The organism is Thiofilum flexile DSM 14609 (assembly GCF_000380185.1).
GTDB classification, from domain to species: domain Bacteria; phylum Pseudomonadota; class Gammaproteobacteria; order Thiotrichales; family Thiotrichaceae; genus Thiofilum; species Thiofilum flexile.
Map to the genome: position 1 here is coordinate 157,925 of NZ_KB904780.1, position 24,239 is coordinate 182,163.

General features: G+C 43.0%; 28 protein-coding genes and 1 tRNA gene. 18 read left to right on the forward strand and 11 right to left on the reverse strand.

Annotated elements, in window-relative coordinates:
- Positions 1 to 172: 172 nt before the first annotated feature.
- The 4 genes from A3IK_RS0112865 to A3IK_RS0112880 all read right to left on the reverse strand — a co-directional run bounded on the left by A3IK_RS0112865 (position 173) and on the right by A3IK_RS0112880 (position 2,698).
- Positions 173 to 397, reverse strand: a complete 225-nt coding sequence (locus A3IK_RS0112865) for a hypothetical protein (protein WP_020560398.1) — start codon at positions 395 to 397, stop codon at positions 173 to 175.
- A gap of 104 nt (positions 398 to 501) precedes the next feature.
- Positions 502 to 711, reverse strand: a complete 210-nt coding sequence (locus tag A3IK_RS0112870) for an EscE/YscE/SsaE family type III secretion system needle protein co-chaperone (RefSeq protein ID WP_020560399.1) — start codon at positions 709 to 711, stop codon at positions 502 to 504.
- Between the two features lie 2 nt (positions 712 to 713).
- Positions 714 to 2,042, reverse strand: coding sequence for a type III secretion system inner membrane ring subunit SctD (gene sctD / locus A3IK_RS0112875; protein ID WP_026220957.1), 1,329 nt, complete (start codon positions 2,040 to 2,042; stop codon positions 714 to 716).
- 44 nt (positions 2,043 to 2,086) lie between these two features.
- Positions 2,087 to 2,698 carry a DUF4124 domain-containing protein gene (locus A3IK_RS0112880; protein ID WP_162596656.1) on the reverse strand — a complete coding sequence of 204 codons (612 nt, stop codon included), beginning with the start codon at positions 2,696 to 2,698 and terminating at the stop codon, positions 2,087 to 2,089.
- Between the two features lie 370 nt (positions 2,699 to 3,068).
- Here A3IK_RS0112880 and A3IK_RS0112885 point away from each other — a divergent pair, with 370 nt between their 5' ends.
- The 12 genes from A3IK_RS0112885 (at position 3,069) to sctO (ending at position 15,160) form a co-directional block, all read left to right on the forward strand.
- Complete coding sequence (locus tag A3IK_RS0112885) at positions 3,069 to 4,271, forward strand: hypothetical protein (RefSeq protein ID WP_020560402.1); 1,203 nt, start codon at positions 3,069 to 3,071, stop codon at positions 4,269 to 4,271.
- A gap of 1,138 nt (positions 4,272 to 5,409) precedes the next feature.
- Positions 5,410 to 6,195 carry a hypothetical protein gene (locus A3IK_RS21910; protein WP_425425437.1) on the forward strand — a complete coding sequence of 262 codons (786 nt, stop codon included), beginning with the start codon at positions 5,410 to 5,412 and terminating at the stop codon, positions 6,193 to 6,195.
- 285 nt (positions 6,196 to 6,480) lie between these two features.
- On the forward strand, positions 6,481 to 7,470 hold the full coding sequence (gene sctQ, locus A3IK_RS0112900) for a type III secretion system cytoplasmic ring protein SctQ (protein WP_020560405.1): 990 nt from the start codon (positions 6,481 to 6,483) through the stop codon (positions 7,468 to 7,470).
- Positions 7,471 to 7,473: 3 nt separating this feature from the next.
- The gene (gene sctR / locus A3IK_RS0112905) at positions 7,474 to 8,130 is read left to right on the forward strand and encodes a type III secretion system export apparatus subunit SctR (RefSeq protein ID WP_020560406.1); all 657 of its coding nucleotides are present in this window, start codon (positions 7,474 to 7,476) and stop codon (positions 8,128 to 8,130) included.
- A gap of 1 nt (position 8,131) precedes the next feature.
- A complete protein-coding gene (gene sctS / locus A3IK_RS0112910) occupies positions 8,132 to 8,401 on the forward strand; it encodes a type III secretion system export apparatus subunit SctS (protein ID WP_020560407.1) in 270 nt (89 codons plus the stop codon).
- Positions 8,401 to 9,186: a type III secretion system export apparatus subunit SctT gene (gene sctT, locus A3IK_RS0112915; protein WP_020560408.1), complete on the forward strand. Its 786-nt coding sequence runs from the start codon at positions 8,401 to 8,403 to the stop codon at positions 9,184 to 9,186. Before sctS ends, sctT begins: the two co-directional genes overlap by 1 nt.
- Complete coding sequence (locus tag A3IK_RS0112920) at positions 9,183 to 10,235, forward strand: EscU/YscU/HrcU family type III secretion system export apparatus switch protein (RefSeq protein ID WP_020560409.1); 1,053 nt, start codon at positions 9,183 to 9,185, stop codon at positions 10,233 to 10,235. Before sctT ends, A3IK_RS0112920 begins: the two co-directional genes overlap by 4 nt.
- 103 nt (positions 10,236 to 10,338) lie before the next feature.
- Positions 10,339 to 10,911, forward strand: a complete 573-nt coding sequence (locus tag A3IK_RS20450; RefSeq protein WP_020560410.1) for an NfeD family protein — start codon at positions 10,339 to 10,341, stop codon at positions 10,909 to 10,911.
- A 44-nt stretch (positions 10,912 to 10,955) separates the two neighbouring features.
- Complete coding sequence (locus tag A3IK_RS0112930; protein ID WP_020560411.1) at positions 10,956 to 11,276, forward strand: STAS domain-containing protein; 321 nt, start codon at positions 10,956 to 10,958, stop codon at positions 11,274 to 11,276.
- Positions 11,277 to 11,284: 8 nt separating this feature from the next.
- Entirely contained in the window at positions 11,285 to 13,390 is a 2,106-nt protein-coding gene (gene sctV / locus A3IK_RS0112935) for a type III secretion system export apparatus subunit SctV (RefSeq protein WP_020560412.1), read from the forward strand.
- Positions 13,391 to 13,394: 4 nt separating this feature from the next.
- Positions 13,395 to 14,714, forward strand: coding sequence for a type III secretion system ATPase SctN (sctN, locus tag A3IK_RS0112940; protein ID WP_020560413.1), 1,320 nt, complete (start codon positions 13,395 to 13,397; stop codon positions 14,712 to 14,714).
- Positions 14,714 to 15,160: a type III secretion system stalk subunit SctO gene (sctO, locus tag A3IK_RS0112945; protein WP_020560414.1), complete on the forward strand. Its 447-nt coding sequence runs from the start codon at positions 14,714 to 14,716 to the stop codon at positions 15,158 to 15,160. Before sctN ends, sctO begins: the two co-directional genes overlap by 1 nt.
- On the opposite strand, the gene A3IK_RS0112950 is transcribed toward sctO, so the two are convergent.
- Positions 15,157 to 15,783: a FliH/SctL family protein gene (locus A3IK_RS0112950; protein WP_020560415.1), complete on the reverse strand. Its 627-nt coding sequence runs from the start codon at positions 15,781 to 15,783 to the stop codon at positions 15,157 to 15,159. The two genes, sctO and A3IK_RS0112950, sit on opposite strands and share 4 nt — an antisense overlap.
- Positions 15,761 to 16,459 carry a SctK family type III secretion system sorting platform protein gene (locus A3IK_RS0112955; protein WP_020560416.1) on the reverse strand — a complete coding sequence of 233 codons (699 nt, stop codon included), beginning with the start codon at positions 16,457 to 16,459 and terminating at the stop codon, positions 15,761 to 15,763. Before A3IK_RS0112955 ends, A3IK_RS0112950 begins: the two co-directional genes overlap by 23 nt.
- A gap of 193 nt (positions 16,460 to 16,652) precedes the next feature.
- On the opposite strand from A3IK_RS0112955, the gene A3IK_RS0112960 reads away from it, so the two are divergent.
- Together A3IK_RS0112960 and A3IK_RS0112965 are read left to right on the forward strand one after the other, a co-directional pair.
- Complete coding sequence (locus A3IK_RS0112960) at positions 16,653 to 17,159, forward strand: PACE efflux transporter (protein WP_211209448.1); 507 nt, start codon at positions 16,653 to 16,655, stop codon at positions 17,157 to 17,159.
- Between the two features lie 52 nt (positions 17,160 to 17,211).
- Positions 17,212 to 17,685 carry a GNAT family N-acetyltransferase gene (locus A3IK_RS0112965; protein ID WP_020560418.1) on the forward strand — a complete coding sequence of 158 codons (474 nt, stop codon included), beginning with the start codon at positions 17,212 to 17,214 and terminating at the stop codon, positions 17,683 to 17,685.
- Between the two features lie 32 nt (positions 17,686 to 17,717).
- On the opposite strand, the gene vapC is transcribed toward A3IK_RS0112965, so the two are convergent.
- Both vapC and A3IK_RS0112975 read right to left on the reverse strand, forming a co-directional pair.
- Positions 17,718 to 18,110, reverse strand: coding sequence for a type II toxin-antitoxin system tRNA(fMet)-specific endonuclease VapC (vapC, locus tag A3IK_RS0112970; RefSeq protein WP_020560419.1), 393 nt, complete (start codon positions 18,108 to 18,110; stop codon positions 17,718 to 17,720).
- Complete coding sequence (locus A3IK_RS0112975) at positions 18,110 to 18,340, reverse strand: antitoxin (protein ID WP_020560420.1); 231 nt, start codon at positions 18,338 to 18,340, stop codon at positions 18,110 to 18,112. The genes vapC and A3IK_RS0112975 overlap by 1 nt, the downstream gene beginning before the upstream one ends.
- Positions 18,341 to 18,667: 327 nt before the next feature.
- Between A3IK_RS0112975 and A3IK_RS0112980 the strand changes: the two genes are divergently transcribed.
- Positions 18,668 to 19,168 (forward strand): DUF305 domain-containing protein, encoded by a 501-nt coding sequence (locus A3IK_RS0112980; protein WP_020560421.1) that lies wholly within the window; start codon positions 18,668 to 18,670, stop codon positions 19,166 to 19,168.
- Between the two features lie 62 nt (positions 19,169 to 19,230).
- The gene (locus tag A3IK_RS0112985) at positions 19,231 to 19,710 is read left to right on the forward strand and encodes a DUF4396 domain-containing protein (RefSeq protein ID WP_020560422.1); all 480 of its coding nucleotides are present in this window, start codon (positions 19,231 to 19,233) and stop codon (positions 19,708 to 19,710) included.
- Positions 19,711 to 19,923: 213 nt separating this feature from the next.
- Here the strand turns inward: A3IK_RS0112985 and A3IK_RS0112990 are convergent.
- Positions 19,924 to 19,999 (reverse strand) — tRNA-Asn (locus A3IK_RS0112990).
- A gap of 193 nt (positions 20,000 to 20,192) precedes the next feature.
- Between A3IK_RS0112990 and cysZ the strand changes: the two genes are divergently transcribed.
- Positions 20,193 to 20,930 (forward strand): sulfate transporter CysZ, encoded by a 738-nt coding sequence (cysZ, locus tag A3IK_RS0112995; RefSeq protein WP_020560423.1) that lies wholly within the window; start codon positions 20,193 to 20,195, stop codon positions 20,928 to 20,930.
- The gene (mnmC, locus tag A3IK_RS0113000; protein ID WP_020560424.1) at positions 20,927 to 22,888 is read left to right on the forward strand and encodes a bifunctional tRNA (5-methylaminomethyl-2-thiouridine)(34)-methyltransferase MnmC2/FAD-dependent 5-carboxymethylaminomethyl-2-thiouridine(34) oxidoreductase MnmC1; all 1,962 of its coding nucleotides are present in this window, start codon (positions 20,927 to 20,929) and stop codon (positions 22,886 to 22,888) included. The genes cysZ and mnmC overlap by 4 nt, the downstream gene beginning before the upstream one ends.
- Positions 22,889 to 22,891: 3 nt before the next feature.
- Here mnmC and A3IK_RS0113005 read toward each other — a convergent pair whose 3' ends face one another.
- Both A3IK_RS0113005 and A3IK_RS0113010 read right to left on the reverse strand, forming a co-directional pair.
- Complete coding sequence (locus tag A3IK_RS0113005; RefSeq protein WP_162596657.1) at positions 22,892 to 23,473, reverse strand: hypothetical protein; 582 nt, start codon at positions 23,471 to 23,473, stop codon at positions 22,892 to 22,894.
- A gap of 43 nt (positions 23,474 to 23,516) precedes the next feature.
- Complete coding sequence (locus tag A3IK_RS0113010) at positions 23,517 to 23,954, reverse strand: hypothetical protein (protein ID WP_026220962.1); 438 nt, start codon at positions 23,952 to 23,954, stop codon at positions 23,517 to 23,519.
- Positions 23,955 to 24,239 lie beyond the last annotated feature (285 nt).

Below are 24,239 nucleotides of genomic sequence, written 5' to 3' on the forward strand. Positions count from 1 at the left end.
AAGGCTACTTGGATCAAGTGGTACTTAAAAACTCGCTGACTAAACAAAAAACTTATTAATATTTATATATAGTAAACTTTAAAGCTCATGGCAAATTTTATCTAAACTTATAGCCATCAACTAACAGACTAATACTATGGCGTATAAAACGCCATAGTATTTTCAGAAGCTATTATTGACTTAAGCTACGGATTTGCTGAGCAATCGCATTGTGAATTTTATCTTTCATAGCAGATTGCATAGAAATCATATCACTTTTTGCAGTAAAGTCAGCATTCATTTGCGTCATTGCTGCTTGGCTCTTTAAGCTATTCGCTTGTTGAGTTTTCATATCCGCCAAAGCAGATGCATATGGATCAGTAGCAGCAGTGCTAGATGAAACAGCTAAATCAGACATTCAATTATCTCCTTATTAATTTATCAAAATACCTGTAGCTATTATTATAACTACTAGGTCTATTAGCGCTATTCAATAGGCTAACTTTTATTGCAAGATTGAGGTTAACGTTGTCCCCAAACCTGTTCGACCACTTCAGAACTTGCCTCAATCGCTCGAAGCAATTTATCCAGTTTATTATATTCAACTGGATCAACACCTTGGTTGATTTCCATGCGTATTTGAGAAGATGCTTGGTGAAACTTCTCTAATAACTCATTCTTATAAACACCTGAAACATCATTTTTTAAACTTTCTTCTATTTGTAATGGCATTGTTATTTTTCCTCTAGACCATAATAAATTGGAATATCAACACCTTTATTAGTGAGTAGTATATAGTCGGGCTTAATGTCTTTGATAAAATAACTATTACCTAAACTTGAACCCACCATATACTTTTTTCCATCCTTAGAGACTAAAAAAGGTACATCACCGACACTTACACTACGTATTGCTAACTTAATCCGATCTCGTGCATCATATAAGTTCTCCACAATGCTGGGGCCTTCACCGTAAGTCGCGATAAATTCAGCGTATAGATCCTTCCAACGTTTAATTTCTGTATTAGTTAACTCTCCGCTTACTGTAATCTTTCCTTGATTGATTGCCACGCGAATACGGTCTGAAAGGCCATTTTTTTCGATGAACTGTTGCAAAGCCTCCAAACGCTTGAGCAAAGTTTGCAGCTCAGACTCATCAATCTGCTTAATACCTACCACGTCTGCTAATATGCTAGCTTTGACGCGTTCCCAATCCTGACTATTGCTGACAAATCCAAACGCTGACACCATGCCCGGCTCAGCCTTAGGCTTAAAATGAATGCCTTTTTCGCCTAAAGTATTGGCAATCATTGAGGCACTATCAGCCAGTTCACTATTAATCCAAATGCGATGGGTGACATTTTTACCCATGCGCATGACCTGATTGACAATATCATTACGTTCCGCTGTATTCTTAGCGTAGCCCGTAACCACAATATTATTCGGAGATCTTTCCACAACCGTTAAAGTTGGGTTATTTAAATTATTAATTAGCTGCTTAGTATCATCAATAGGTGTTGATTTAATACCTAGCTTCTCAGACATTGAAATTAAATTGGGTAAAAAATAAAGTAAATTAGCCACTAATAGGAGTAATAGTCCTAACCACAAATAACTTTTATTACTTAAAAAACCTTTTTTTGTTTTATTTTTTCCTATTGTACTATTCGCCTTTGCGGAGCCTGATAGCTTTTGAGCTTGAGCCGATTGATCCCTACGTATTCGTGCATTAGCTACCTTGGCCTCTGACTCAGACATACGAGGATCAGCGATAAAAAAATCTACATCACCCACCGTAACAATCTGATAAGGATTAATTTTTATCTCATGCGCACTAACATCTTGCCCATCTACTAATACGGGTAAGGCTAAGGGCTTAAGTATAATCGTATCGTTAGTAATATCGATATTAACGTGCTGCTCAGCGATATTTTCATCATGCAAGATAATATCGCAAGCCATTGAGCGCCCAATAGTTAATGTACCGGTTTTTAAGCGCACTATTGCCCCTGCATTAGCTCCGCTTAAAACTTTCAATAAATACACAGTATGCTGAACACTCATAATATAATTTAAACTCAAGTGATTTTATTATTTAATATTTGCCACTATTTTTTGCCAGGAACCACGTCTAATACTACCACACCTGGATATTTTTCATTAACCTTCACATCCCAATTACCACTAGGTGGTCGATCAGAACTATAATGCACCTTACCATTGGCATCCTTCCATTTATAAATACGCTTTTCTTTGGAGGCTTGTGAATCCATTAATTTTGCATTATCAATCACGGTACTAATGAGACGATCTGGCCCGGTTAATTTAATAAGATTGTCTACCTCAGATACTTCCCATTTAAACTTATCATCATAAATATCCAAGCGCTTTAAGGCATCAATAAACTCATGCGGTGTTAAAGACTGTAAACTTACAGAACCCGTTTTAACTTCATCTTCTTTGTAAACATAAAGTGTTTCTTTATCGTAATACCAAATGAGTCCTTGGGTTTTTGCGACTTCATCAAAAATCGATTTTACTGAACGACTCTTGAAGTGGGCACTGATGACTTGTTTGATCTGTGGGCTTACTACAATAGGCGTTTTTTCATTAGCGGCTAAAGTAGTCAGCATGTCGGCTAAGGGTTCTTGATCTGAAAAATGCGAATAGGGCCGATCTCCCCACGGTAGAGATGCTGTATGACCAAGGGGTATCATCATCCAACTGATTAAAAATATAAGGAGTTTGGCGCGTAACATGCTAAGTATTCTCAGATAAAATTTATATTTTCTAGCAAAATGTTTTAGGTAGTGTGACACCAACCAGATTAACAGACCAAGTACCGCAAGATAGACGTTAAAAAAATAGGTATGGAAGGAACAGCACGACTCACCACCCTCGCACGCTAATCATGATACAAATTACTGGCCTATAACAGATTGTCCGCTGCTTACTCCCTATCATCGTCACGCTATATACCTACGAGCCAAGTAACTCACATGCTAGGTAATATATTAGTAAACACAAAAGGCGCAATACCTTAACTTAAGGGAAGTAAGTGTTTGACCAGGCTCAAAGGAGATAATAACTATGTCAGCGGTTCAAAGTTCAATTAGTACACCGTTAAGAACAACTACAACAACACCTACTAGTATGGGTACTATTGGCAATCAGAACCTGTATAACAACCCCAGCTCTTTACAGCCACTGTATTTAATTGCTCAGTTATTACAACAAATTCAAAGCCAACAAACACCCACACCTATTCCGGTGCCAACCTCTGCACCAGCTACTCTTACCACTTCAGAGCGCAATATTCTCAATAGTTTATTTGCGACTAATGACAATGGCACAGTAGACGCCACCATTACTGTCTTAGAAGGTGGTGTAGCAGATAACCGTCTAAGCGCGGGTGATATCGTTGTAGTCAGTGATGCGGCGGGCAATCAATTAGGCAGTAAACAACTCACGGCTCAAGATATGAGTGAGATTCGCTTCCGTGAAAATATGGTTGCCACGACTGGATCTATAAAATCAGGTTGGGGTCTTACAGATAACCTTGTAAAAATAGCGGGCGGTACATTAGCACGCCCAGAAACTCGTACCTATACAGATCCTATTAATGGCTCTACAGGTACAGAGCGTGTGTTAGAACGCAATAAATTCTGGGAGGTGGTAGAACGGGGCAGCCGTCGTTACATGGTTATGCGTAGTACCGATAATAACGGCAGGGCGCTTAGACCCTCTGATGCAATCAATCACATCTTTAGCAATCGTGGCTCTTATCTCTTTGATTGCGCAACACCGATGACTGTGCTCAATCTTAAAGCCACGCTGGATACCATTGGGGCAGATGCCTTTGATCGTAATACTCAAGGTAAGTTAACTATTTCTGCATGGTATGACCCTTTTGATAACTATCATTCTGATGGTGGTTATATTTTCCGATTACGCAAAGCTAATGCGGGTGAAATTGTTGTGAATGGTCATGCTAATCTAGCGGGTGAAACGGCACGTTTCGACACTAATCAAGGTGATCGTTTTATAGTAGGTAATATCTACTACTTTGATAAACCGGGCGATACTAGCTCTTTGTTTCAAGGTTGGAATGCGGTCTACCTAGGGCAGACTACAGAGGGTAGCCATCGGTTCTGGTCGTCTAGTATTGGTGAGGTGGCAGTTAAATTTAGAGCGGATGGTTCTTGGGTTCCTGCTGGCGGTACCTATAGCGATTACTACCTAGGTGCAGCCGTCGCCGATCCTAACCTACCTCGTTTACAAAATTGGGCCTGAACTAACTTTAGTACGGTTAGTGTCACTCATCGTACTAATGAGACGATCTATACCAGTTAATTTACGACTTCAGATACTTCCCCTTTAAACTTATCATCATAAATATCTAAACGCTTTAAGGCATCGCGTCGATAAACTAATGCGGTGTTAAAGACTGTCAGTTCACAGAACCCGCTTTAACTTCATCTTCTTTGTGAGCGTAAAGTGTTTCTTTATCGTAATACCCAATGAGTCCTTGGGGTTTTGCGACTTCATCAAAAATCGATTTGACTGAACGACTCTTGAAGTGGGCACTAGTGGCTTGCTTGATCTGTAGGCTGACTACAAATAACGAATAATTTTGGAAAAGATATAGAGATAGATAACAGGTCGTCCGCTAGTTGCTCCCAATCATCTTTGCTCTGTATACCTATGAGCCAAGTAACTCATATGCTAGGTCAATATATTAGTAAACACACACGGCGAGATACCTTATTTCTAGGGAAAGATGGGTATTTGACCTGGCTTAAAGGAGATAACAATCATGTCAACGGTTCAGAGTTCAACCACTACACCAATAAGGACAACTAGTACTACTACGCCCACCCCTACCAGCACTAGTGGTACTTTTCGTAATCAGAATTTATATAACAACCCTAGTTTCTTACAGTTACTGCGTTTAATTATTCAGTTATTACAACAAATCCAGAGTGGTCAAGGAACAACTCCCGGAACTGGAACAACTCCCGGAACTGGAACAACTCCCGGAACTGGAACAACTCCCGGAACTGGAACAACTCCCGGAACTGGAACAACTCCNACTCCCGGAACTGGAACAACTCCCGGAACTGGAACAACTCCCGGAACTGGAACAACTCCCGGAACTGGAACAACTCCCGGAACTGGAACAACTCCTCCGCCTACTACTGCAACGGCTACTCTTACCGCTTCAGAGCGTAGTATCCTCAGTAGCTTGTTTGCCACTGATAACAATGGCACGGTAGCTAGAGGCTCAACTATTACGGCATTAGAAGGTGGTACAGCAGATAACCGTCTAAGCGTCGGTGATACCGTCGTAGTAAGGGATGCTGCAGGCAATCAATTACGCAGTAAAGTACTCACTGCCCAAGATATGAGTGAAATTCGCTTCCGTGAAAATATGGCAGCGACCACTGGCTCTATTGGAGTAGGTTGGAAGTTCACCAATAATATTGTACAGCTTAATGGAAGTGCATTAGCACGCCCTGAAACCCGTACTTATACTGATCCTATTAATGGTTCTACTGGTACGGAACAAGTTTTAGAGCGCAATCAATTCTGGGAAGTGGTACAACGCGGTGGCAATCGTTACATGGTTATGCGTAGTACCGATAATAATGGTAATGCGATTAGACCCTCTGACGCGCTCAATCATGTATTTAATAGTCGTGATTCCTATCTCTTTGATTGCGCGACACCGATGACGCTTATCAATCTCAAGGCAACCTTAGATACCGTAGGAGCAGATGCCTTTAATCGCAATACTCAAGGTAAGTTGACTGTTGCATCATGGTACGACCCCTTCGATAACTCTAATTTTGATGGTGGTTATATTTCACGAGTACGCACAGCCAATGCGGGTGAAATTGTTGTGAATGGTCATGCTAACCTAGCGGGTGAAACGGCGCGTTTCGATACCAACCAAGGTGACCGTCTCGTGGTAGGCAATACTTATTACTTTGATAAACCTGGTGATAATTCTTCAGCGGTACAAGGCTGGAATGCGGTCTACCTAGGCCAAGCCACTGATGGTAGCCATCGCTTCTGGTCGGCTAGTATCGGTGAGGTATCGGTTAGCTTTAGAGCGGATGGTTCTTGGGTTCCAACAGGTGGTACCTATGGCAGTTACTACTTAGGTGCCGCCATTGCCAATCCTAACCTACCTCGTTTACAAACTTGGGGATGAACTAACTTCAGTTAAGGTTAGTGTCACTCACCTATTGTACGCTAGTCGCCTAGCATTGCTTAAAAGCTTGCCCCACGATAAGATTACCTTATCGTGGGGCGGGCTTTTAGGGCAATAGCCATAACTATTTTAATAACAAACTTCATCCCGTGCGTGGTGTACAGTTAATACTGGCTCATACTCGCTAAAGGATAAGCAGGCGGCAATACTAGAACCATGAGCAGCAGTCATAGCATCTCTTTTAAGCCACTTCAGCTAGAACGACAGTCAGAATTGGCGGTTCGTATGAATAACTTACTGCTCAATAAATCGCGCGTCTTTTCTTTTTCTCTCAATGAAACTAAAAGTTTTAGATTACGTTTAATACCGGGTAATTTACATCAACGTGATTTATCCCCTATTAGCCTCACGGTAGGCTTAGGTGATTCTGTAGCAGGTCTATGGCTCACCAATTGGCCTTTAGTAGATAATATACGTAGCTTTATTCCTGAAGGAATGCTAGATAGATTACCTGAAAACTTAGCCATTGCTTTATTAGAAAATGCTCTAGAGCCTTTATTAATGATGGCTGAGCATGGTCTAGGGACTAAATTAAAAATAGAAGGCTTATCTGCGGATAAAAATAACCAGCTTTATACACTCCCTCTAGGTTTTGAACTAACTGAAATTAATGTAATCGATGGGCAAGCAGATAATAGCCTACAAGTTATCGGAACCTTATTAGTTGAAGAGCGTACTTATCCACTCCTACAAGAGCGTTTACGTTACTGGCCCTCTGACCTTAATCCAGAATGGGATCAACTACAAATACCGCTACGTATTGAACTAAGCCGCCAACAACTAACTTTACTCGAACTTAATAATTTAGAGCTTACAGACGTAATACTACTGAATGACAGTGATTTTTTACAACAACAAGTTCGCTTTGTTCTATACTCTAATACCTACTGTTCTGCCCTATTTAATTCTAATAACAAGTCACTTACGATTAACTCAGATTGGAACACCATGTCGGATCAAGAACAAAAACATACGATTGATCAACTCAATCAAGTTCCTATTCAATTGACTTTTGATATAGGTCAACACACTTTATCATTTAATGAAATCAAACAACTTAGACCAGGCTATGTCATCGAATTATCTACACCTCTATCTGAAATAGTACAAATTCGCTCACAAAATAAACTATTAGGAACAGGTGAGTTAGTCGATGTTAATGGGCGCTTAGGTGTTAGATTACTGACTCTTTTTGGTAACAAAAAAACGGGCTAATTCATGGAAAGCTTTCCAAATCCAGTGTTACTAATGGGGATGCTGACCCTATTAGGACTAGCACCCTTTATTGCCATTTTAACCAGTTCCTTCATTAAGCTTATTGTTGTTATTCATATTGCACGCAGTGCTATTGGCTTACAACAAGAGCCACCTAATATGGCGGTTAGTGGTATTGCAATTATTTTATCTATTTATATTATGGCTCCCGTCGCCATGGAAACTTATCAGGTCTTTAATAGCTACAACATAGAAGTTACTGATATTAAAAATCCCAATTTCGGCTCTGCTTTTAGTGATAGCTCTAGGCCGCTACAAGATTTTTTAAGTAAGCATTCTAAAGAGTCTGAGCGTAAATTTTTTGTTGATACCGCACAAAAAATCTGGCCTGCACAATACGCTCAAGAAGTAGATCAAAGACATTTGTTAGTATTAATTCCTTCGTTTATGGTCAGTGAGCTAACGGAAGCGTTTCAGATTGGATTTTTAATTTTTCTACCTTTTATTGTAATCGACCTAATCATTTCAAATATTTTACTTTCTATGGGTATGATGATGGTATCCCCTACCGTAGTATCTTTACCCTTTAAGGTATTACTATTTGTTTTAGTTGATGGTTGGTCACGCTTAATTCATGGTTTACTACTGAGTTATCAATAATATGAACGATGAGCAACTGATTCACTACACAGCACAAGCCATGCAATTAGTTTTGTATTTATCGATGCCAACCATTATTGCAGCCACCTTAGTCGGATTATTGATTGGTTTATTCCAAGCTTTAACCTCCATTCAGGAGCAAACCTTACCGCATGGTTTTAAATTATTAGCGACTATTGTCACTTTAGCTGCCACTGCTCGCTGGATGGGGCCAGAGCTTTATATGTATACGGTGGGTTTATTTGATCAGATTGTGCGAGTAGGACGCTGATGGAACTCCTTGATCTAATTAGGCCTTGGTTATTAGCACTGGCTTTCACCTTGCCTCGCCTATTAGTAATGTTTGCTATCATGCCTCTTTTCGTAGAGTCGATCATTCCTGCTACCATTCGTAGTGGTATTATTATTGCCTTTGCCGCTTTTTTATTACCACTAACGCATGATCAAGTATTGCTTATTAATAATAACTCCGTACTCATGGCTGCTATTCTTATTAAAGAAGGTGTATTGGGGTTATTTATGGGGTTTATCTTTAGTATTCCTTTTTGGGCAGTACGTGCAACAGGGTTTCTGATTGATACTCAGCGTGGCACCATGTCTGCCTTATTCTTCTCTCCTTTAAGCTCTAACATGGTATCTCCTACGGGGATTTTACTCTCTCAGCTTACTATTACCTTATTATTTGTCAGTGGTAGTTTTTTACTATTAATACAGGCTATTTATGTAAGCTATCAGACATGGCCTATTAATCATTTTATTCCCCCCTTAAATATAGATACCATTAGATACTTCTTATCACAATTAGATAAGCTCATGTATACCACTCTACTATTAGCGGGTCCATTTTTAGGTCTCATGGTTATTATCGACTTAGGAGCGGGGTTAATTGGACGTTATTTGCCACAATTAAATCTTTTTCAAATGACCATGCCATTAAAAAGTGGTTTAGCTTTTTTCTTCTTAATGTACTACGTTATCATTATAGCCAATTATCTACGCGATAACTTTATCACCTTAGCCGCACAATTACAGATCTTAGAAGGGATTCTAAAATGAGCGATAGCAGTAGTGGTGAAAAAACCGAAGACGCCACCCCTAAGAAGCTGCGTGATGCCCGTAAAAGAGGACAGGTAGCACGCAGCAAAGACATACCATCCGCCGTTATCTTATTAGCGGTTATTTTATATTTCACCTTAAGTTGGAATTTAATTTTACAAAATACCAAAGAATTATTTAATATTATTATGCTATTGCCCGGTTATGATTTCAACCAAGCACTGGGTATTAGTTTAAAAGCTATTACTGACAAAATACTTATTGACATTATTCTGCCTTTTTCATTAATTATTACCCTTGCGGCTATTATTGGCAATATCGCCCAGTTTGGTTTTATTCTCTCTTTTGAAAGTATGAAGCCTAATTTTTCCAAGATCAATCCTGCTGAAGGGATGAAGCGTATTTTCTCTGTGAAGCAGTTAGTAGAAACCCTGCTTTCACTAATTAAAACGATTGTTATTAGCATTATTATGCTTTATGTATTGTATATCGGTATAAAGTTATTATTAAATGATGTACAACAATGCAATGTTTTATGTCAGCAATTGATTAATGAAGATTTAGTTAGCAAATTATTTCTTTATATTATTCCTGCTATTTTAGTCATGGCAGCAATTGATTTTATCTTTCAACGTCAACAATTTAGTAAAGAACAGCGTATGACTAAAGATGAAATAAAACGGGAATTTAAAGAAATGTTTGGTGATCCTCATGTGGTGGGTGAGCGCCGTAATATGCGTCGTGAATTGGCAGAGCAAGATATACAAAAGAAAATTAAAACAGCCCGTCTCATCATTGTTGATATAGGGGTATCTATCGCTTTACAATATGAACAAGGTGTTACACCACTACCACTTATCGCCGCTATTGGTCGTGGTCCTATGGCGAGGCGTATGCTAGAAATTGCTCAAGTTGAGAATGTGCCCATGGTACAAAATCCGCGACTCGCTCAATTACTATTAGAGGAAGGTAAAGTCGATCAATATATTCCTAGCTCTAGTATTGACGGTGTAGCTCAGGCAATGAGACAAACTCCAAAAAATAGTTAATATCTCTATTTAAGTATTGGTTCGTTATCTTTATATAATAATTTTACTAACTACCGAATACTTTTTACTTAAGGCCAGCACTACTATTAGCATGATTAATACAATGACTGAAAATCAAACCAAATTATCTAAAGACCAAGGACTCGTACCGGTGTCCGAATCGTCTCCGGGTAGTCAAACACAAGCTAGCTCACCGTTCAGTGGGTTTAGGCAGGCCATGCAAGAGGGAGAATTGAAAGTATGGGTACAACGTGCCATGTTTCGACTCTCTCAATGGGTCAGGCAGCCTAATGGCATGATTGCCCATTATAAAAATAGCTTATATGGATCGTGGGAAAAATGGCTAGGCTTAGCAGCGGGTATTACCGGCTTGCTGATGCTCTTGAGTCCATCCGCCTTTTGGCAGTGGCAGCTTCCAGTGCTCCTAGTCATCATTGTGATAGCCCCCTTATTTTTTGATTTATCTCGATCTTTTAAAGAATTTTTTAGTGCTTATCCGGGACAACATTTAATAGGTGAAATTATTACTTTAGACCAGCCGATTATTAATGGTCACGGTACTATTTTCATCCAACGCGAGGACTGGACGGTTTCAGGTCCTGATTGTACTGCGGGGACACGGGTTAAAATTATTGGGATTGATGATAGAAAGTTATATGTAGCATCGGTCGATTAACCGTGTTTAACACCGCGTTCGGATCAAAATAAAAAGGACAAAACATGCAAATCCCTGAAGGTAGTATAAAAATCCAAACCCATGAAGGTGAGGCGATTATTCAATTATCGGGGGCTTTGAATGTGACGCTCTCCGAGCACCTACGCACGATCATCAACAAAATAACACCGCCTGTCACCATCAACTTTGAGCAAACGCCCTATATGACCGCAGAGGGTCTACAGGTATTACTAGAGTTTTATAAAACGCATCACGCTCCCCCTACCCTAGTAGGTGCTAATGCGCTAATCCAACGGCTCATTAAAATGACGGGTATGGAGCGTTATGTACGCCTCGATCATAAGAACGACCATTCTGAATTATAGGTAACAGTATGAGTGCCGCATCATCTGGCTTATTACAAAAATTAACCGCTCGCAGTGATATTGCGCTTGCTATCTTACTAGTAGCGATCATCTTTATGATGATCATGCCTATGCCGACCCTCATAGTGGACGTTTTAATTGCCACCAATATGGGGCTGGCTATTCTGCTCTTAATGTTATCGGTTTATCTTCCCTCACCATTACATTTCTCCTCCTTTCCTTCCGTGCTGTTACTGACTACTTTATTTAGGCTATCGCTTAGTATTGCAACGACACGCTTGATTTTAACCGAAGCCGATGCCGGTAAAATTATCGAAACGTTTGGACAGTTTGTGGTCGGTGGCAATATGGTGGTGGGGATTGTTATCTTCTTGATTATCACTATTGTGCAATTCATTGTTATCACCAAAGGCTCTGAACGGATTGCTGAGGTAGGAGCACGCTTTTCTTTGGATGCTATGCCTGGTAAACAAATGAGTATTGACAGTGACTTACGGGCGGGGGTGATTAGTTTAACCGAAGCCCGCTCACGCCGGTTACGCCTTGAAAAAGAAAGCCAGCTATTCGGTTCTATGGACGGTGCGATGAAATTCGTCAAAGGGGATGCGATTGCGGGTTTAATTATTATTCTAGTCAATATCCTCGGTGGTATTACCATCGGTGTGGTACAGCGCGGGATGGCAGCGGGAGATGCAGCGCAACTCTACTCAGTATTGACCATCGGTGACGGCCTGATTTCGCAAATTCCAGCCCTATTTATCTCGATCACTGCCGGTATTATTATTTCACGGGTAACGGTGGATGATGACAGCAATTTAGGTACGGATATTAGTGGTCAACTCCTTGATCAGCCTAATGCTCTAATGGTAGCGGCGGTGATTGTCACCATGATGGGATTTATCCCCGGCTTTCCCACTATGGTGTTTTTAATCTTAGGTGCCATACTCGGTTTCACCGGCTTTATGTTGAATAAGGCTAAATCAAAACGCGAATTTGCGGTGGCTGAGGCCACAACCATTTTAGGTGGAGCAGAAAAGTTAACGGGTGGTGGAGCAGATGCTTACGATAGCACTAAGCTATTAGAAGAATTAAAACCCCTAGATCCCGTATTGGTTGAAATCCCAGAAACCATGCGCTCGCAAATTCCTTTGCCCATGCTCAATGACGAATTTACTAAAGTACGGCGTCAATTTTATACCGACTTAGGGGTGCCACTATCTGGGGTGGGGTTGCGCCTATCGGAACAGCTCAGTGGTAATCTCTATCGTATTTTGATCCGTGGTATTCCTGTGGCACAAGGCGACTTCAGCGCCCCTCCTATGGCAGCATTACCCAAAGCCAGTACTGCAGGTGCTGGCTCAGATATGGCAGTGGTGAATACTGTCAATACGCCAGCGGATACGGGCGCAGGTAGCCAAGCGATTCGCACCGTGAGCAGCCATCTAAGCTTTGTGCTACGTCGCCATGCAGCAGAGTTCGTAGGGGTACAAGAGGTTCATACCCTCATGAGTCGCCTAGAAGAAGCCGGCTATGTCACTTTAGTACAAGAAGCACAACGTGCGGTTCCTAATACTAAGATGGTTGATGTATTCAAGCGCTTATTAAGTGAAAGTATTTCCATACGTGACTTACGCCAGATATTAGAAACCCTGATTGAATTCGCCGAAGAAAAAGATATGGGTATGCTTACTGAGCGGGTGCGGATTGGCTTAAAACGGCAAATAGCCTACTCCTTTACCCGTGGAACAGGGCAATTGCCTGTGTATATGATTGATCCTGAATCAGAACGCCTGTTACAAGGCAGTATTCGTCAAACTCAGGCAGGTATTTTCCTCGCACTCGCGCCCGATATCGCTCAAAACTTATTTAATACCGTGCGCTATTTAGAAGAGCAATATAACCAACGAGCCTCTCCCGATTCGGTACGCCCTGTGGTATTAGCCGGGATGGATTTACGTCGGCATTTACGGACTCATTTGGCAACCCAATTCCCTGATTTACCGGTGTTGGCTATTCAGGAGTTACCGCCTACGATTTCAGTACAACCTGCTGGAGAGTTACGCCTTACCCAACCACCACCTAATAATATGATGCCACCACAACCACAGGGATAAGGTAATGGAATTAAGTTATGTCTCGCGGGTGATGTATCAAGCGCTTGATCAGTGCCAACCCTTAATCTTACATGGGCGCATTGTACAAGTAACGGGTACGGTGGTTAAGGCGATTATCCCCAAGGTACGCTTAGGGGAATTGTGTATGCTCAAGAATGCTGAGGATGAGCGCACGATTCCCGCTGAAGTGATTGGTTTTGATCAAAATATTGCACTTCTAGCGCCTATCGGTGATATGCAGGGGGTATCCATTCATACCCAAGTGACGGTCACTGGTGAAATGCTACGGGTCGGTGTGGGGGACGATTTAAAGGGTTGCGTATTGGATGGAATTGGGCGCATTCAAAATCGGGTGGGCGTCTCTATTCAAGACTATTATCCGTTAATGGCCTCACCCCCTGATCCACTCACGCGTCAAATGGTAAAAGACCCGCTCTCGTTAGGGGTACGCTCCATTGATGGCTTAATTACCTGCGGGATAGGACAACGTATTGGTATCTTCGCTGGTGCGGGGGTAGGTAAATCCTCGCTCTTAAGTATGTTGGTGCAACATGCCGAGGTGGATGTCTATGTGGTCGCCCTCATCGGTGAACGGGGTCGTGAGGTACGCGAATTTATGGAGGAAGCCTTAGGTGCTGATGGTATGGCTAAAACCATACTCATTGTAGCCACCTCGGATCGCCCTCCGATTGAACGTCTCAAAGCGGCTTATGTCGCCACCGCCGTTGCGGAATACTATCGCGATCAAGGCAAAAAAGTACTATTACTCATGGATTCTTTAACCCGTTTTGCCCGTGCTCAACGTGAAATTGGTCTAGCAGCAGGCGAAGCACCTGCACGGCGGGGTTATCCCCCCTCAGTTTTTTCTGAATTACCTAAACTAGTTGAACGGGCGGGTTATGGTTCACAAGGCTCGATTACCGCATTTTATACGGTACTGATTGAAGGCGATGATATGTCCGACCCCATCGGGGATGAGGTGCGCTCGCTCCTTGATGGTCATATTATTTTATCGCGTGATCTGGCCTCTAGTAATCACTATCCTGCTATTGACTCTCTAGGCAGTTTAAGCCGGATTATGCCGCGCCTAACCTCAGAGCCACACCGTCGTGCTGCTGCTCATATCCGAACTTTACTGAATAAATACAAAGAAATTGAATTCTTAGTGCGGGTCGGTGAATATAAACGAGGTGCTGATCCTTTAGCAGATGAAGCACTGGATAAAATTAATCAAATCAATGATTTTCTTAAGCAGAAACCTGATGAGCACAGTACGTTTGATCAAACGGTACAACGCCTCATTCAGCTAGCAGGTAAATCATAATGAGCTTAAATGATTTAAAAGAACTCAAAAAAATCCGTAATCGGCGGATGGAGCAACAACTAGCCGAAATGCAGGAAAAACGCCGTCAAGTGGATGGCTACACCCAGCAATTGCAACAAGCTAAAAATGATCTAAGTGACTATCAACATTGGCGTTTACAGCAACAAGAAACTCGCTTTAAAGCCCTACAAAGTCAGCCTTTCACGCCAGAAGCTTTACGCGAGTATCAAGGGCAATTAGAGAATATGCTCATGCAAGAGCAGTTTTACTATCAAGCCATTAGTGCGGCTGAGAATCAACTCAAAGCCTCCGAGGCTGCTTGGCAGGAAAGTAAGCAAAAATCGGATCAAATGACTTTACAATATGAGAAAATGAAAGAGATCGTTGAAATTGAAGCTAAAGCAGTTGCTCTAGCTAAGTCCGAAGACCGCGCTCCTGATCCTTAATGAGAGCGGCCTGACTTTTCAGCAAATGAGCGCTGCAACGCCCGTGTAATAGCTTCTAATTGTTGTTCTGCACTCGCATTCACAATACCAATATCAGACTCCAATACACATTCTGTTTCTTTTAGATGAGCATCACTGACTATCTCAATCTGGCGACTGGTATCTTGGAAAGCATTAATTTTTGCATCAACGGCACTATATAGTTTAGGGTTGACGCGAATAATTAACTTCTGACTCCCCCGCACTAACTCCATACCGCGCTCTACCGCGCTGGTAACTAGCTCGGTATCATCAAAGTTATGCACAATCTTACGCACGGCATGAATCACCACATCCACCAATTGCCGCTCCATATTAGCCACGGCATGATTCATTTTCACCGTAAAATCCAATAACTGAGTGGCTAATTCGGCATTTGCCTGCTCTTTGCCCTGTTTAAAACCTGCCCGCAACGCCGCTGCCTTAGCCGCTAATAACTCTTGCTCACGACGTTTGTCTTTGAGTTCTAATTCTTTCAACAACTGCTCATAGGTTACTAAGCGCTTGTAATCTTGTGCTTTTAACACATGTTGTTCGGGACTCAGTTGTGAGTCTAATGGCTTAACCGAGACGAATTTTTCCATCGGGGCTCACTCCAATTTTAATATCAATCGCTATTTTTTGAATTAAGGCGACACATTCGGCATGTTGAGTACGTAATGGCTGGCCTAATGCCGATTGCGTATCAAGTAACTCATACCATTCAATAGGTAACTTAATCATTAAACGTTTGCGTAAGGCTAAAGGAAACTCCATAAACGCTTCGTTAAAACACAGCATCCCCCCCAAAATCATGCGCTTTTTTAATTCCATGCTATTAGGAAACTCGATTCCTACCGGCGGACGACGCATTACCATTGGGACTCGACGTTGAATAAAAAAGTATAAGTCATCCCCAATATCGGTACGAATTTTAACAACATCATCACGCGAAACCGAGCGCTGCACCTGATCCCGAATCATCACAGCTCCTGCATGCAATACTAAGGTTTCTAAATCCTCAGCAGGCCACAAAGCCATCTTGGCAAGGGAACTGGTGAAATTAAAATAAACTTGGTTTTCTAGCCCTAGCCGTCCCATGAGATGCTGCACTACCCGCTCAGCACCACGATGCTTACCGACTAATTTACTAATCAGCTCACCATCCGGCATCGCCGCCAACCAACTCGCATGAATATAGTTGTCGGGGCGAAAATTAAATTCCCAGACCAAACTGGATAGTTTTTTATTAGGAGAGGTAGTTTTTTGTTGTGTATCCATAGACTTCTACTATTAGGCTTGTCCCCTAACGCACAGCCACAAGGGCCATCCGCATACTGCACCATAGTAACGCAAGCCAAGCGAATATATTCAATTGGGCTAGATGATCGGGCAATGTTTAAACTGACGTTTATAAACTCCGCCCTAAGTATAGATAAAATCGTTAGATTTGGTGGATAAAATGGGCGGCATCATGAGGAAGACATTTGCCCTACTGGCCTCTTCCCGCTACTGTATGCTGCTCACTATTCCTGCGGAGCCAGACATGCAGCCTAAAACTAGGCGGATTATTCAAGCAGTATTGTATGAAGCGATTGCGGTGGTATTTGTAGGCCCTGGACTGACTTATCTATTTGATCATCCGCCAATTTCTACCCTAACTCTCGCGGTCTTGATGTCGACTATTGCTGTGATATGGAGTTATGTATTCAATGCTGTGTTTGAGCGCTGGGAATCCACACAGAATGTCAAAGGACGTCCTTGGAAACATCGTCTGCTTCATGGTTTAGGATTTGAAGGAGGGCTGCTCATCACACTAGTACCTTTGATGGCATACTGGTTAAATATCACCTTGCTGGCAGCCTTTATCGCTGACCTAGGTGTACTCGCTTTCTTCTTTATTTATGCCATTATATTCACATGGTGCTTCGACAAAGTATTCGGCCTACCCCAATCAGCATCAGCACATTGTGAGGCTTAAACTAATAGTATTATTTGATGAACCTTGATACGGAGAAAAAGGAGTAATCGACTTGGAAATCAGGGCAATACGCTCTCCGGCAGAATTGGATTTCATTCGCCAGCTGTTTCGGGAGTATCAGGCTTTTTTGAATGTGGATCTGTGTTTTAAGAATTTTGAAGAAGAACTGGCCGCCTTGCCTGGCAAATATGCACCACCTCAGGGTGAACTACTGGCTGCCATAGATAAAAACGGCACTATGCTAGGCTGTGCTGCGGTGCGAACCCTAGAAGGTGATACCTGCGAAATGAAACGTCTCTATGTACGCCCTGATGCGCGTGGTATCGGCTTGGGTGAGCAATTAGCCCGCTGTATCATCGATATTGCCTGCACCCAAGGCTATACCCATATGCAGCTAGAGACCCTAAACTCACTGCAGCAGGCCATGCAACTCTATGAAAAACTCGGTTTTAAACGTATTACGCCCCACACGGCCAACCCATCGTTTGAGATAGTGTACTGGGAACTCGATTTGACCCGATCTTAAAACCTTCTTACTGTTTTGGTGATAGAGGCCTATCAAACCCAGTTTTCTAGCTTTAGCCCCTCTATCCGCTCAAACTCTTTGAGATTATTACTCACCAGCACAGCATCCAATGCCAAAGCATGCGCTGCAATCAGCATATCCAAACTACCAATACCGTGCCCTTTCGACTGAAGCTGATGGCGTAGCTTGGCATAGTGCCAAATCGCTTGTTCATCATAAGGCAGTATCTCTAGTGGTGTTAGAAATTTGATTAATGCTTGCTTATTGCGCTCAGACCCTGATTTTTCTACACCAAACGCTAACTCTGATGCAGTAATACTAGATACTGCCAATTGCCCTAATCGAAATTGTCTAAACCGCTCAAAAACCTGTTGTGGCTTATGGTTAATGATATACATACAGATATTGGTATCTAGTAAGTACATCACAGAATCTCCTCACGAACTTGTATTCCTTGTTCTTCACGAACCAGTTGAAAACCCGTTTCAAATTCGCTCAATGCTTCCTCCATCATGCCCCAAGGGTTTTCAATCGGTAACAGTAGCACACCATTACCAAAGCGTTTAATGGCCACTTCATCCGAATCAAAGCGAAAAGCTTTTGGCAATCTGACCGCTTGGCTACGTCCTGTTTGGAATATTTTTGCAATTTCCATTTTTATCACCTATTGATACCTATCTGTGATAGATATCATAGTCTTTTTTAAAGCTACCATCTATGAACTATCCCCTACTCATAACCGTTTTGCAGCTCGAATTGTGAGGACTCATCAACATATAGCTATATGTCGTTGACCTTCGTCCGCTATATCGACACTTACAAAATCTTTGGTTTCGAGTTTGAGTCCATCAAACAACGATATGGATGGCTGCTTATCCAGAGATAGCACATTTGCATAATGCTTGAGCAGAGGCTATATGGTTTGTTAGACATAACATAGTTTCCGATTACATAAACTAATCTACTACGAGGGAGCATAGCGATGGAGCATGATGAACATATGAAATCTGATCATGGGACGATGTCTGGTAAGCCCTATCTCAAGTTCTGGCTCAATATGATTCCAGGGCTGGTGGTGATGTATCTGGTCATGTTCAGTATGATTGATGGCTTGGTCGATTTTCGAAACAATCTGAACATGTTCTACATGGCTGTAACCATGTGGGCACCCATGGGTATACTGATGCTGCTGACAATGCCAGGCATGTTTACCAACAAGGGGATGAACCTAACGCTGTATGTGTTGTTTATTGCGTTAACGATCGGATCGTTCTGGGCAACCCGTTCGCAGCTCGCAATCGATGACCGGCAGTTTGTTGCCTCGATGATCCCGCATCATTCTGGCGCGATCCTGATGTGCCGTGAGGCAAGTATTACCGATGCTGAGCTGAAAACACTTTGCCAAGCGATCATTACGGCCCAACGTGAGGAAATCGGCCAGATGAACCGCATCGGTGAACGGCTAGCTGCTGCGCCAAAGTAATCCATGCCCGTATCCGACCTTAAGGTCTAATCTATTTTAAATCGTTTCCAAGGAGCCTCGTCATGGATCACAACCACCACCAGCATAATGCATCACACGCTCCAGCCGAGTCACTGAACTATATCGCCTTGGTCGCCACACTCCATTGCTTGCTCGGCTGCGCCATCGGCGAGGTTGCAGGTCTAGTCATCGGCACACATCTCGGTTGGGGGAATGGTCCCACTATTGCACTGGCCATTGTGCTAGCCTTCATCTCAGGCTTTACACTCACTGCCATCCCGTTTCTGCGCCGTGGTTACACGCTTAGACAGGCACTACGCATCGCTTTTGCGGCAGATGCTGCTTCCATCACAATCATGGAAATCGTAGATAACACGATGATGCTCATCATTCCTGGTGCGATGAACGCACCGCTGTCCTCTGCCTTCTTCTGGGTCAGTATGCTGGCATCGTTGGCTATTGCAGGTGTTGTGGCCTACCCAGTGAATCGTTGGCTCATTGCCAGAGGCAAAGGGCATGCTGTTGTACACGAACATCACTGATGCATAGAAGATGACATAATAGATTGCACCGATGAGCAACTAACCTAGTCGATCCCTAAAACTCAGATAGATCGACGGGTAGTCCTGTTGATTTTTAGACTAAGGCAGGGTTGAACAGAGTCCTGTAGTTTGCCTTACAGGGCAAAAGTACACCGTAAACCGCCCCAAATGAAAAAGGGCTGTAAGCATTCACTTACAACCCTTTGAATTTTTTGGCTCCCCGAACTGGACTCGAACCAGTGACCCAATGATTAACAGTCATTTGCTCTACCGACTGAGCTATCGAGGAACTGCTTAATGTGGGGCGTATAATATAGCTCACCTTATTATTCGTCAACTACTTTTTTAGCTGATTCGATATATCCTGCTACCACTCATCTGATTACCCACATTTCCCCCTCTCACTCCTCACTAAGAGCAACTTGGTCAAAAGACCTAAAACGGCTAAAGTAGCCTCAATTAACCAAAGGACTGAGGATGCTATGACTGGTTTTTCCCAAGGTGCTCAATACGTTTTCCACGGTTTAAAACTGATTACCCAACCCGGCTTACGCTGGTTTGTGATTATGCCCTTACTGGTGAATATGATTGTTATGTCACTAGGTATTTGGCTAGGCATGAGTCAACTGAATCGGTGGCTAGATCATTTATTACCCTCTTGGTTGAGTTGGTTAGAGTGGATCTTATGGCCTCTCATGGTGGTCATGATTTTTCTAGCGGTATTTTATACCTTCGCTATTCTCGCTAATCTCATCGCGGCACCTTTTAATGCCTTACTCGCCGAACAAGTCGAAGCACGCCTGAGAGGTTTACCATTACCGCCCTATCAGGGGGTTATGAGTCTCCTCAAAATAGCGGGGCGTACTTTTAAAAGTGAAATCAGTAAGCTGCTTTATATGGCTAAATGGCTGATCCCTGTGTTACTGATTACCTTCATTCCGGGTATTAATCTAATCGCACCGCTGGCTTGGTTTATTTATGGTGCTTGGATGTTAGCCATTGAATATGTGGACTATCCCATGGGTAATCATGAACTCTTCTTTCAAGATGAGCTGCAAGCAGTACGTCAACACCGCCAAATCTCCCTTGGGTTTGGTGGCTCACTATCCGCCATTATGCTCATACCGGGCTTTAATTTTTTTGCCATGCCCATTGGAGTAGCTGGGGCTACTGCTTTTTGGGTTGATAAAATTGCCGCAAATTATCGTGGTCGAACATGACAACCCATACACCAGAATTAACGCCTGCTCGTCTAGATATAACGGCTCAAGGCGATCCCTTTGCTACTGAGTTTGGCGACTGTTATTTTTCGCGGGCGGGTGGGCTGGCTGAAACCCGCTATGTTTTTCTAGAGGGCAATCACCTACCCCAGCGATGGCAGCAGCAAGAACCATTCACGATTTTAGAAACAGGATTTGGTACAGGGCTTAATTTTTTAGCCACTTGGTATGAGTGGCAGCAAGACCCTAAGCGCTGCCAAACCCTACATTATATCGCTATTGAAAAACACCCCATACCCAAAGCGACTTTAGCAGCTTTGCTACATTGGGAGGAGTTACGCCCCCTTGCTGTAGAGTTATTGAAAGCCTATCCGCCTTTGATTAAGGGGCTGCATGCTCTTATTTTGGCACAAGGTCGAGTGCGTTTAAGTTTATATTTTGATGATATTGCAGACACTTTAACGGAGCTAAATACTAAAGTTGATGCTTTTTACCTAGATGGTTTTGCACCTGATCGTAATGAAGCTATGTGGTCACCCACGGTATTGCAACGTTTAGCACAATGGGCAAAACCTCACGCCACCCTCGCCACTTTTACTGCTGCAGGCGCAGTACGGCGACATTTACAAGCCGCTAGCTTTAATGTGGTAAAACGCAAAGGTTTTGGCACTAAGCGTGAAATGATCACCGCCAGCATTGCTACTCCCGCAACGGCTAACGCGACCCAGCCTTGGTTTGAACGCTCTAATACCGCTTATGCCAATAAAACAGCTACTATCATTGGTGCCGGCTTAGCAGGCTGTCAAATCGCCTATGCCTTAGCCCTTCGTGGTTGGCAAGTGACGGTCTTAGAACGCCATGCCGCTATTGCCTGCGAAGCCTCTGGTAATCCAGCCGGTATCGTTTCCCCTAAAATGACCGCACATTGGAGCTGGGGTGAGGCTTTTTATCGCCAAGCTTTTATTTTTGCTACTCAACAGCTTAATGGCTTAGCCAGTGAATTAGGTCAAGATTGGCAGCCCTGCGGTGTATTACAATTAAATCATGATACTCGTGAGCTAGAGCGCTGGCAGTCTATTCAAAATCGCGCCTTAGATAAGCAATTTATTCAGCTACTTAATAGAGAGGAGGCCAGCACTATCGCGGGAACTTCCTTGCCTAGTGGGGGCAGCTATTTCCCTGAGGGGGGGTATTTAAAACCCAGCACATTATGTCGGGTGCTCCTCAATCATCCTAATATTACCCTGCATACTCATACCGAGGCATTAGAGCTGCAATATTGCCAACCTTATTGGCAGATTAGTTCGGCGCAAAGGGTGGTGAGTGAGAGTGCTACAGTGGTACTCACTAATGGGCGCGATATACCTCGATTTTTACCTAACCAACACTTCCCACTACAGGCCGTCTGGGGACAAACCAGTCGTGCTCAGGCAACAGAACAAAGTCAGCGCCTGCAATGTGTGTTAGGACATGAGGGGTATATCACTCCTAGCTTTAATGGGGAACATATTTTTGGGGCAACCTTTGAACGCGAATCTGTGCAATCTAGGGTCACTATCGCGGCGGATAATAGCAATTGGCAGCAACTCAATGAGCAACTCCCCACACTCGCTCAAGAGCTGAAACCTTACACTAGCGGACATGCCGCCATGCGGATGAGCACACCTGATCGCTTTCCTTATGTAGGAGCCATACCTAGCCTAGACTTTTATCGGGAAGCCTATAGTGATTTACAACATGGACGCCATTGGCAAACCTATCCGCCTGCTCACTATCAAACCGGGCTATATGTGCTGACTGGGCTTTCTGCTCGCGGTTTAACTACTAGCGCCCTGTCTGCGGAAGTCTTAGCCGCTGATATGAATCAAGACCCTATTCCACTACAAAATACTTTACAGCATTCCCTACATAGCGCTCGCTTCATCATTCGAGCGCTGAAACGTGGACAAACTATTTAACTATCACTGGCTATTGCTAGGTGGCATAGCGGGAACCATGGGTGGTAGCTTATTAGCCGTAGGAGCGGGCGCTGCCCCATTAGGCTGAGCCTGATTCGCAAACCGGGGCAGTGTAGCGGCTGCGGGCATCGGAGTCGTAGTGGCTGGGTTAGTCGTCGCGGGTGCAGTCGCTGGCCTAATAACTGTACCATTTTGCGCAGGTGGCGTGGCTACACGATTCATAGTCGACTGTAACGCTGCTGGGCGTAGAGCATCAATCTTCTTATCAAGATCATTATTTTTAATCGTAGCGGCCTGAATACTATTCCCCAAACCGATATTCTCTTCCTCTAATGCTTCTAACTGTTCAATCAGTACATCTAAGCTACTACGCATGGTGCGATATTTCGTTTGGTCAGCCTTAGATAAAGCTGCTATTTCAGCATCCGATAAGCGAGGAGTCCCCTTTAGCTGATCCAAAAAAGCACGATTACGTTGTTGTGATTGCTTTAGTTGTAAAGCTAAAGCGGTCGTCATAGCGGTATCATCTGCTTGTGCAGGCGTAAAACCGACCGCAGATAAGGAGAAGAATGTTAAATAACTCATAAGTGAACGCGAAAACATAAACCTTTACCCCATTCTTAAAGTTTTAATTAAATAGCCGTCGCCACCAACGCTTACGACTTTGGGTAGCGGGTAGAACATCTGATAGATAAGTAGGCTTTACTTTACACAGCAACCAACCCGGTAATATAGTTTTGCCACTACTACCACATACTGAACCTAACTGCTCAGGATCAAATATTTTTACAAATTGTGGCTTTTTTAGGTCATCCGCATAGACAATGCCACAGTAGTCTTCAGCATGCTCTTGACGCAATAAGTGATCTATTTCTTGGATAAAATGCTGCACCTGCTCGCGGCTGGCGGGCATATCAGGAACCTTTTCACTTAAGGCATAAATATACCAACCACCCTCTACATCTGCACGTATGGCATCCCACAAAGTATCGAGCTGTTCCCAACGTAATACTCCCCAGAATTGCCCCTTAAATGCTTGCATGAATCGTTGTTCTGTCTGCTCCACGTCATTGACCTCAACTGTCTAGAGTGACTTATCATTATAGACTTACCCTTATAATAGCTGAGCTAAAACCCATGTAAAACAGGTATATTGAATTATCACTAGCCGCTATACTACTAATAACCGTCTTGAACGTTTACCATACTGAACAATTAAGCTATTTTATCGAAGAGGTATGTGCTAGAAGAGAGCGTTTGTATTTAGAATACTTCTAGACCCATAATGACATTCACGTAAAACCCCGCACCACGACCAAAGTGGTGAGTTAACGGTTATTTTCTTATCAGG

Excerpts from the sequence above, each read along its gene's own strand:
- A3IK_RS0112865 (WP_020560398.1), bottom strand. The coding sequence starts at position 397 with ATGTCTGATTTAGCTGTTTCATCTAGCACTGCTGCTACTGATCCATAT.
- A3IK_RS0112885 (WP_020560402.1), top strand. The coding sequence starts at position 3,069 with ATGTCAGCGGTTCAAAGTTCAATTAGTACACCGTTAAGAACAACTACA.
- A3IK_RS0112955 (WP_020560416.1), bottom strand. The coding sequence starts at position 16,459 with ATGGATACACAACAAAAAACTACCTCTCCTAATAAAAAACTATCCAGT.
- A3IK_RS0112930 (WP_020560411.1), top strand. The coding sequence starts at position 10,956 with ATGCAAATCCCTGAAGGTAGTATAAAAATCCAAACCCATGAAGGTGAG.
- sctR (WP_020560406.1), top strand. The coding sequence starts at position 7,474 with ATGGAAAGCTTTCCAAATCCAGTGTTACTAATGGGGATGCTGACCCTA.
- A3IK_RS0113005 (WP_162596657.1), bottom strand. The coding sequence starts at position 23,473 with ATGAGTTATTTAACATTCTTCTCCTTATCTGCGGTCGGTTTTACGCCT.
- A3IK_RS20450 (WP_020560410.1), top strand. The coding sequence starts at position 10,339 with ATGACTGAAAATCAAACCAAATTATCTAAAGACCAAGGACTCGTACCG.
- A3IK_RS0112975 (WP_020560420.1), bottom strand. The coding sequence starts at position 18,340 with ATGGAAATTGCAAAAATATTCCAAACAGGACGTAGCCAAGCGGTCAGA.
- A3IK_RS0112920 (WP_020560409.1), top strand. The coding sequence starts at position 9,183 with ATGAGCGATAGCAGTAGTGGTGAAAAAACCGAAGACGCCACCCCTAAG.
- sctQ (WP_020560405.1), top strand. The coding sequence starts at position 6,481 with ATGAATAACTTACTGCTCAATAAATCGCGCGTCTTTTCTTTTTCTCTC.
- A3IK_RS0112985 (WP_020560422.1), top strand. The coding sequence starts at position 19,231 with ATGGATCACAACCACCACCAGCATAATGCATCACACGCTCCAGCCGAG.
- vapC (WP_020560419.1), bottom strand. The coding sequence starts at position 18,110 with ATGTACTTACTAGATACCAATATCTGTATGTATATCATTAACCATAAG.
- sctD (WP_026220957.1), bottom strand. The coding sequence starts at position 2,042 with ATGAGTGTTCAGCATACTGTGTATTTATTGAAAGTTTTAAGCGGAGCT.
- sctO (WP_020560414.1), top strand. The coding sequence starts at position 14,714 with ATGAGCTTAAATGATTTAAAAGAACTCAAAAAAATCCGTAATCGGCGG.
- A3IK_RS0112980 (WP_020560421.1), top strand. The coding sequence starts at position 18,668 with ATGGAGCATGATGAACATATGAAATCTGATCATGGGACGATGTCTGGT.
- mnmC (WP_020560424.1), top strand. The coding sequence starts at position 20,927 with ATGACAACCCATACACCAGAATTAACGCCTGCTCGTCTAGATATAACG.
- sctV (WP_020560412.1), top strand. The coding sequence starts at position 11,285 with ATGAGTGCCGCATCATCTGGCTTATTACAAAAATTAACCGCTCGCAGT.
- A3IK_RS0112950 (WP_020560415.1), bottom strand. The coding sequence starts at position 15,783 with ATGGAAAAATTCGTCTCGGTTAAGCCATTAGACTCACAACTGAGTCCC.
- A3IK_RS0112880 (WP_162596656.1), bottom strand. The coding sequence starts at position 2,698 with ATGATGATACCCCTTGGTCATACAGCATCTCTACCGTGGGGAGATCGG.
- sctS (WP_020560407.1), top strand. The coding sequence starts at position 8,132 with ATGAACGATGAGCAACTGATTCACTACACAGCACAAGCCATGCAATTA.
- A3IK_RS21910 (WP_425425437.1), top strand. The coding sequence starts at position 5,410 with ATGGCAGCGACCACTGGCTCTATTGGAGTAGGTTGGAAGTTCACCAAT.
- A3IK_RS0112960 (WP_211209448.1), top strand. The coding sequence starts at position 16,653 with ATGAGGAAGACATTTGCCCTACTGGCCTCTTCCCGCTACTGTATGCTG.
- A3IK_RS0112870 (WP_020560399.1), bottom strand. The coding sequence starts at position 711 with ATGCCATTACAAATAGAAGAAAGTTTAAAAAATGATGTTTCAGGTGTT.
- cysZ (WP_020560423.1), top strand. The coding sequence starts at position 20,193 with ATGACTGGTTTTTCCCAAGGTGCTCAATACGTTTTCCACGGTTTAAAA.
- sctN (WP_020560413.1), top strand. The coding sequence starts at position 13,395 with ATGGAATTAAGTTATGTCTCGCGGGTGATGTATCAAGCGCTTGATCAG.
- sctT (WP_020560408.1), top strand. The coding sequence starts at position 8,401 with ATGGAACTCCTTGATCTAATTAGGCCTTGGTTATTAGCACTGGCTTTC.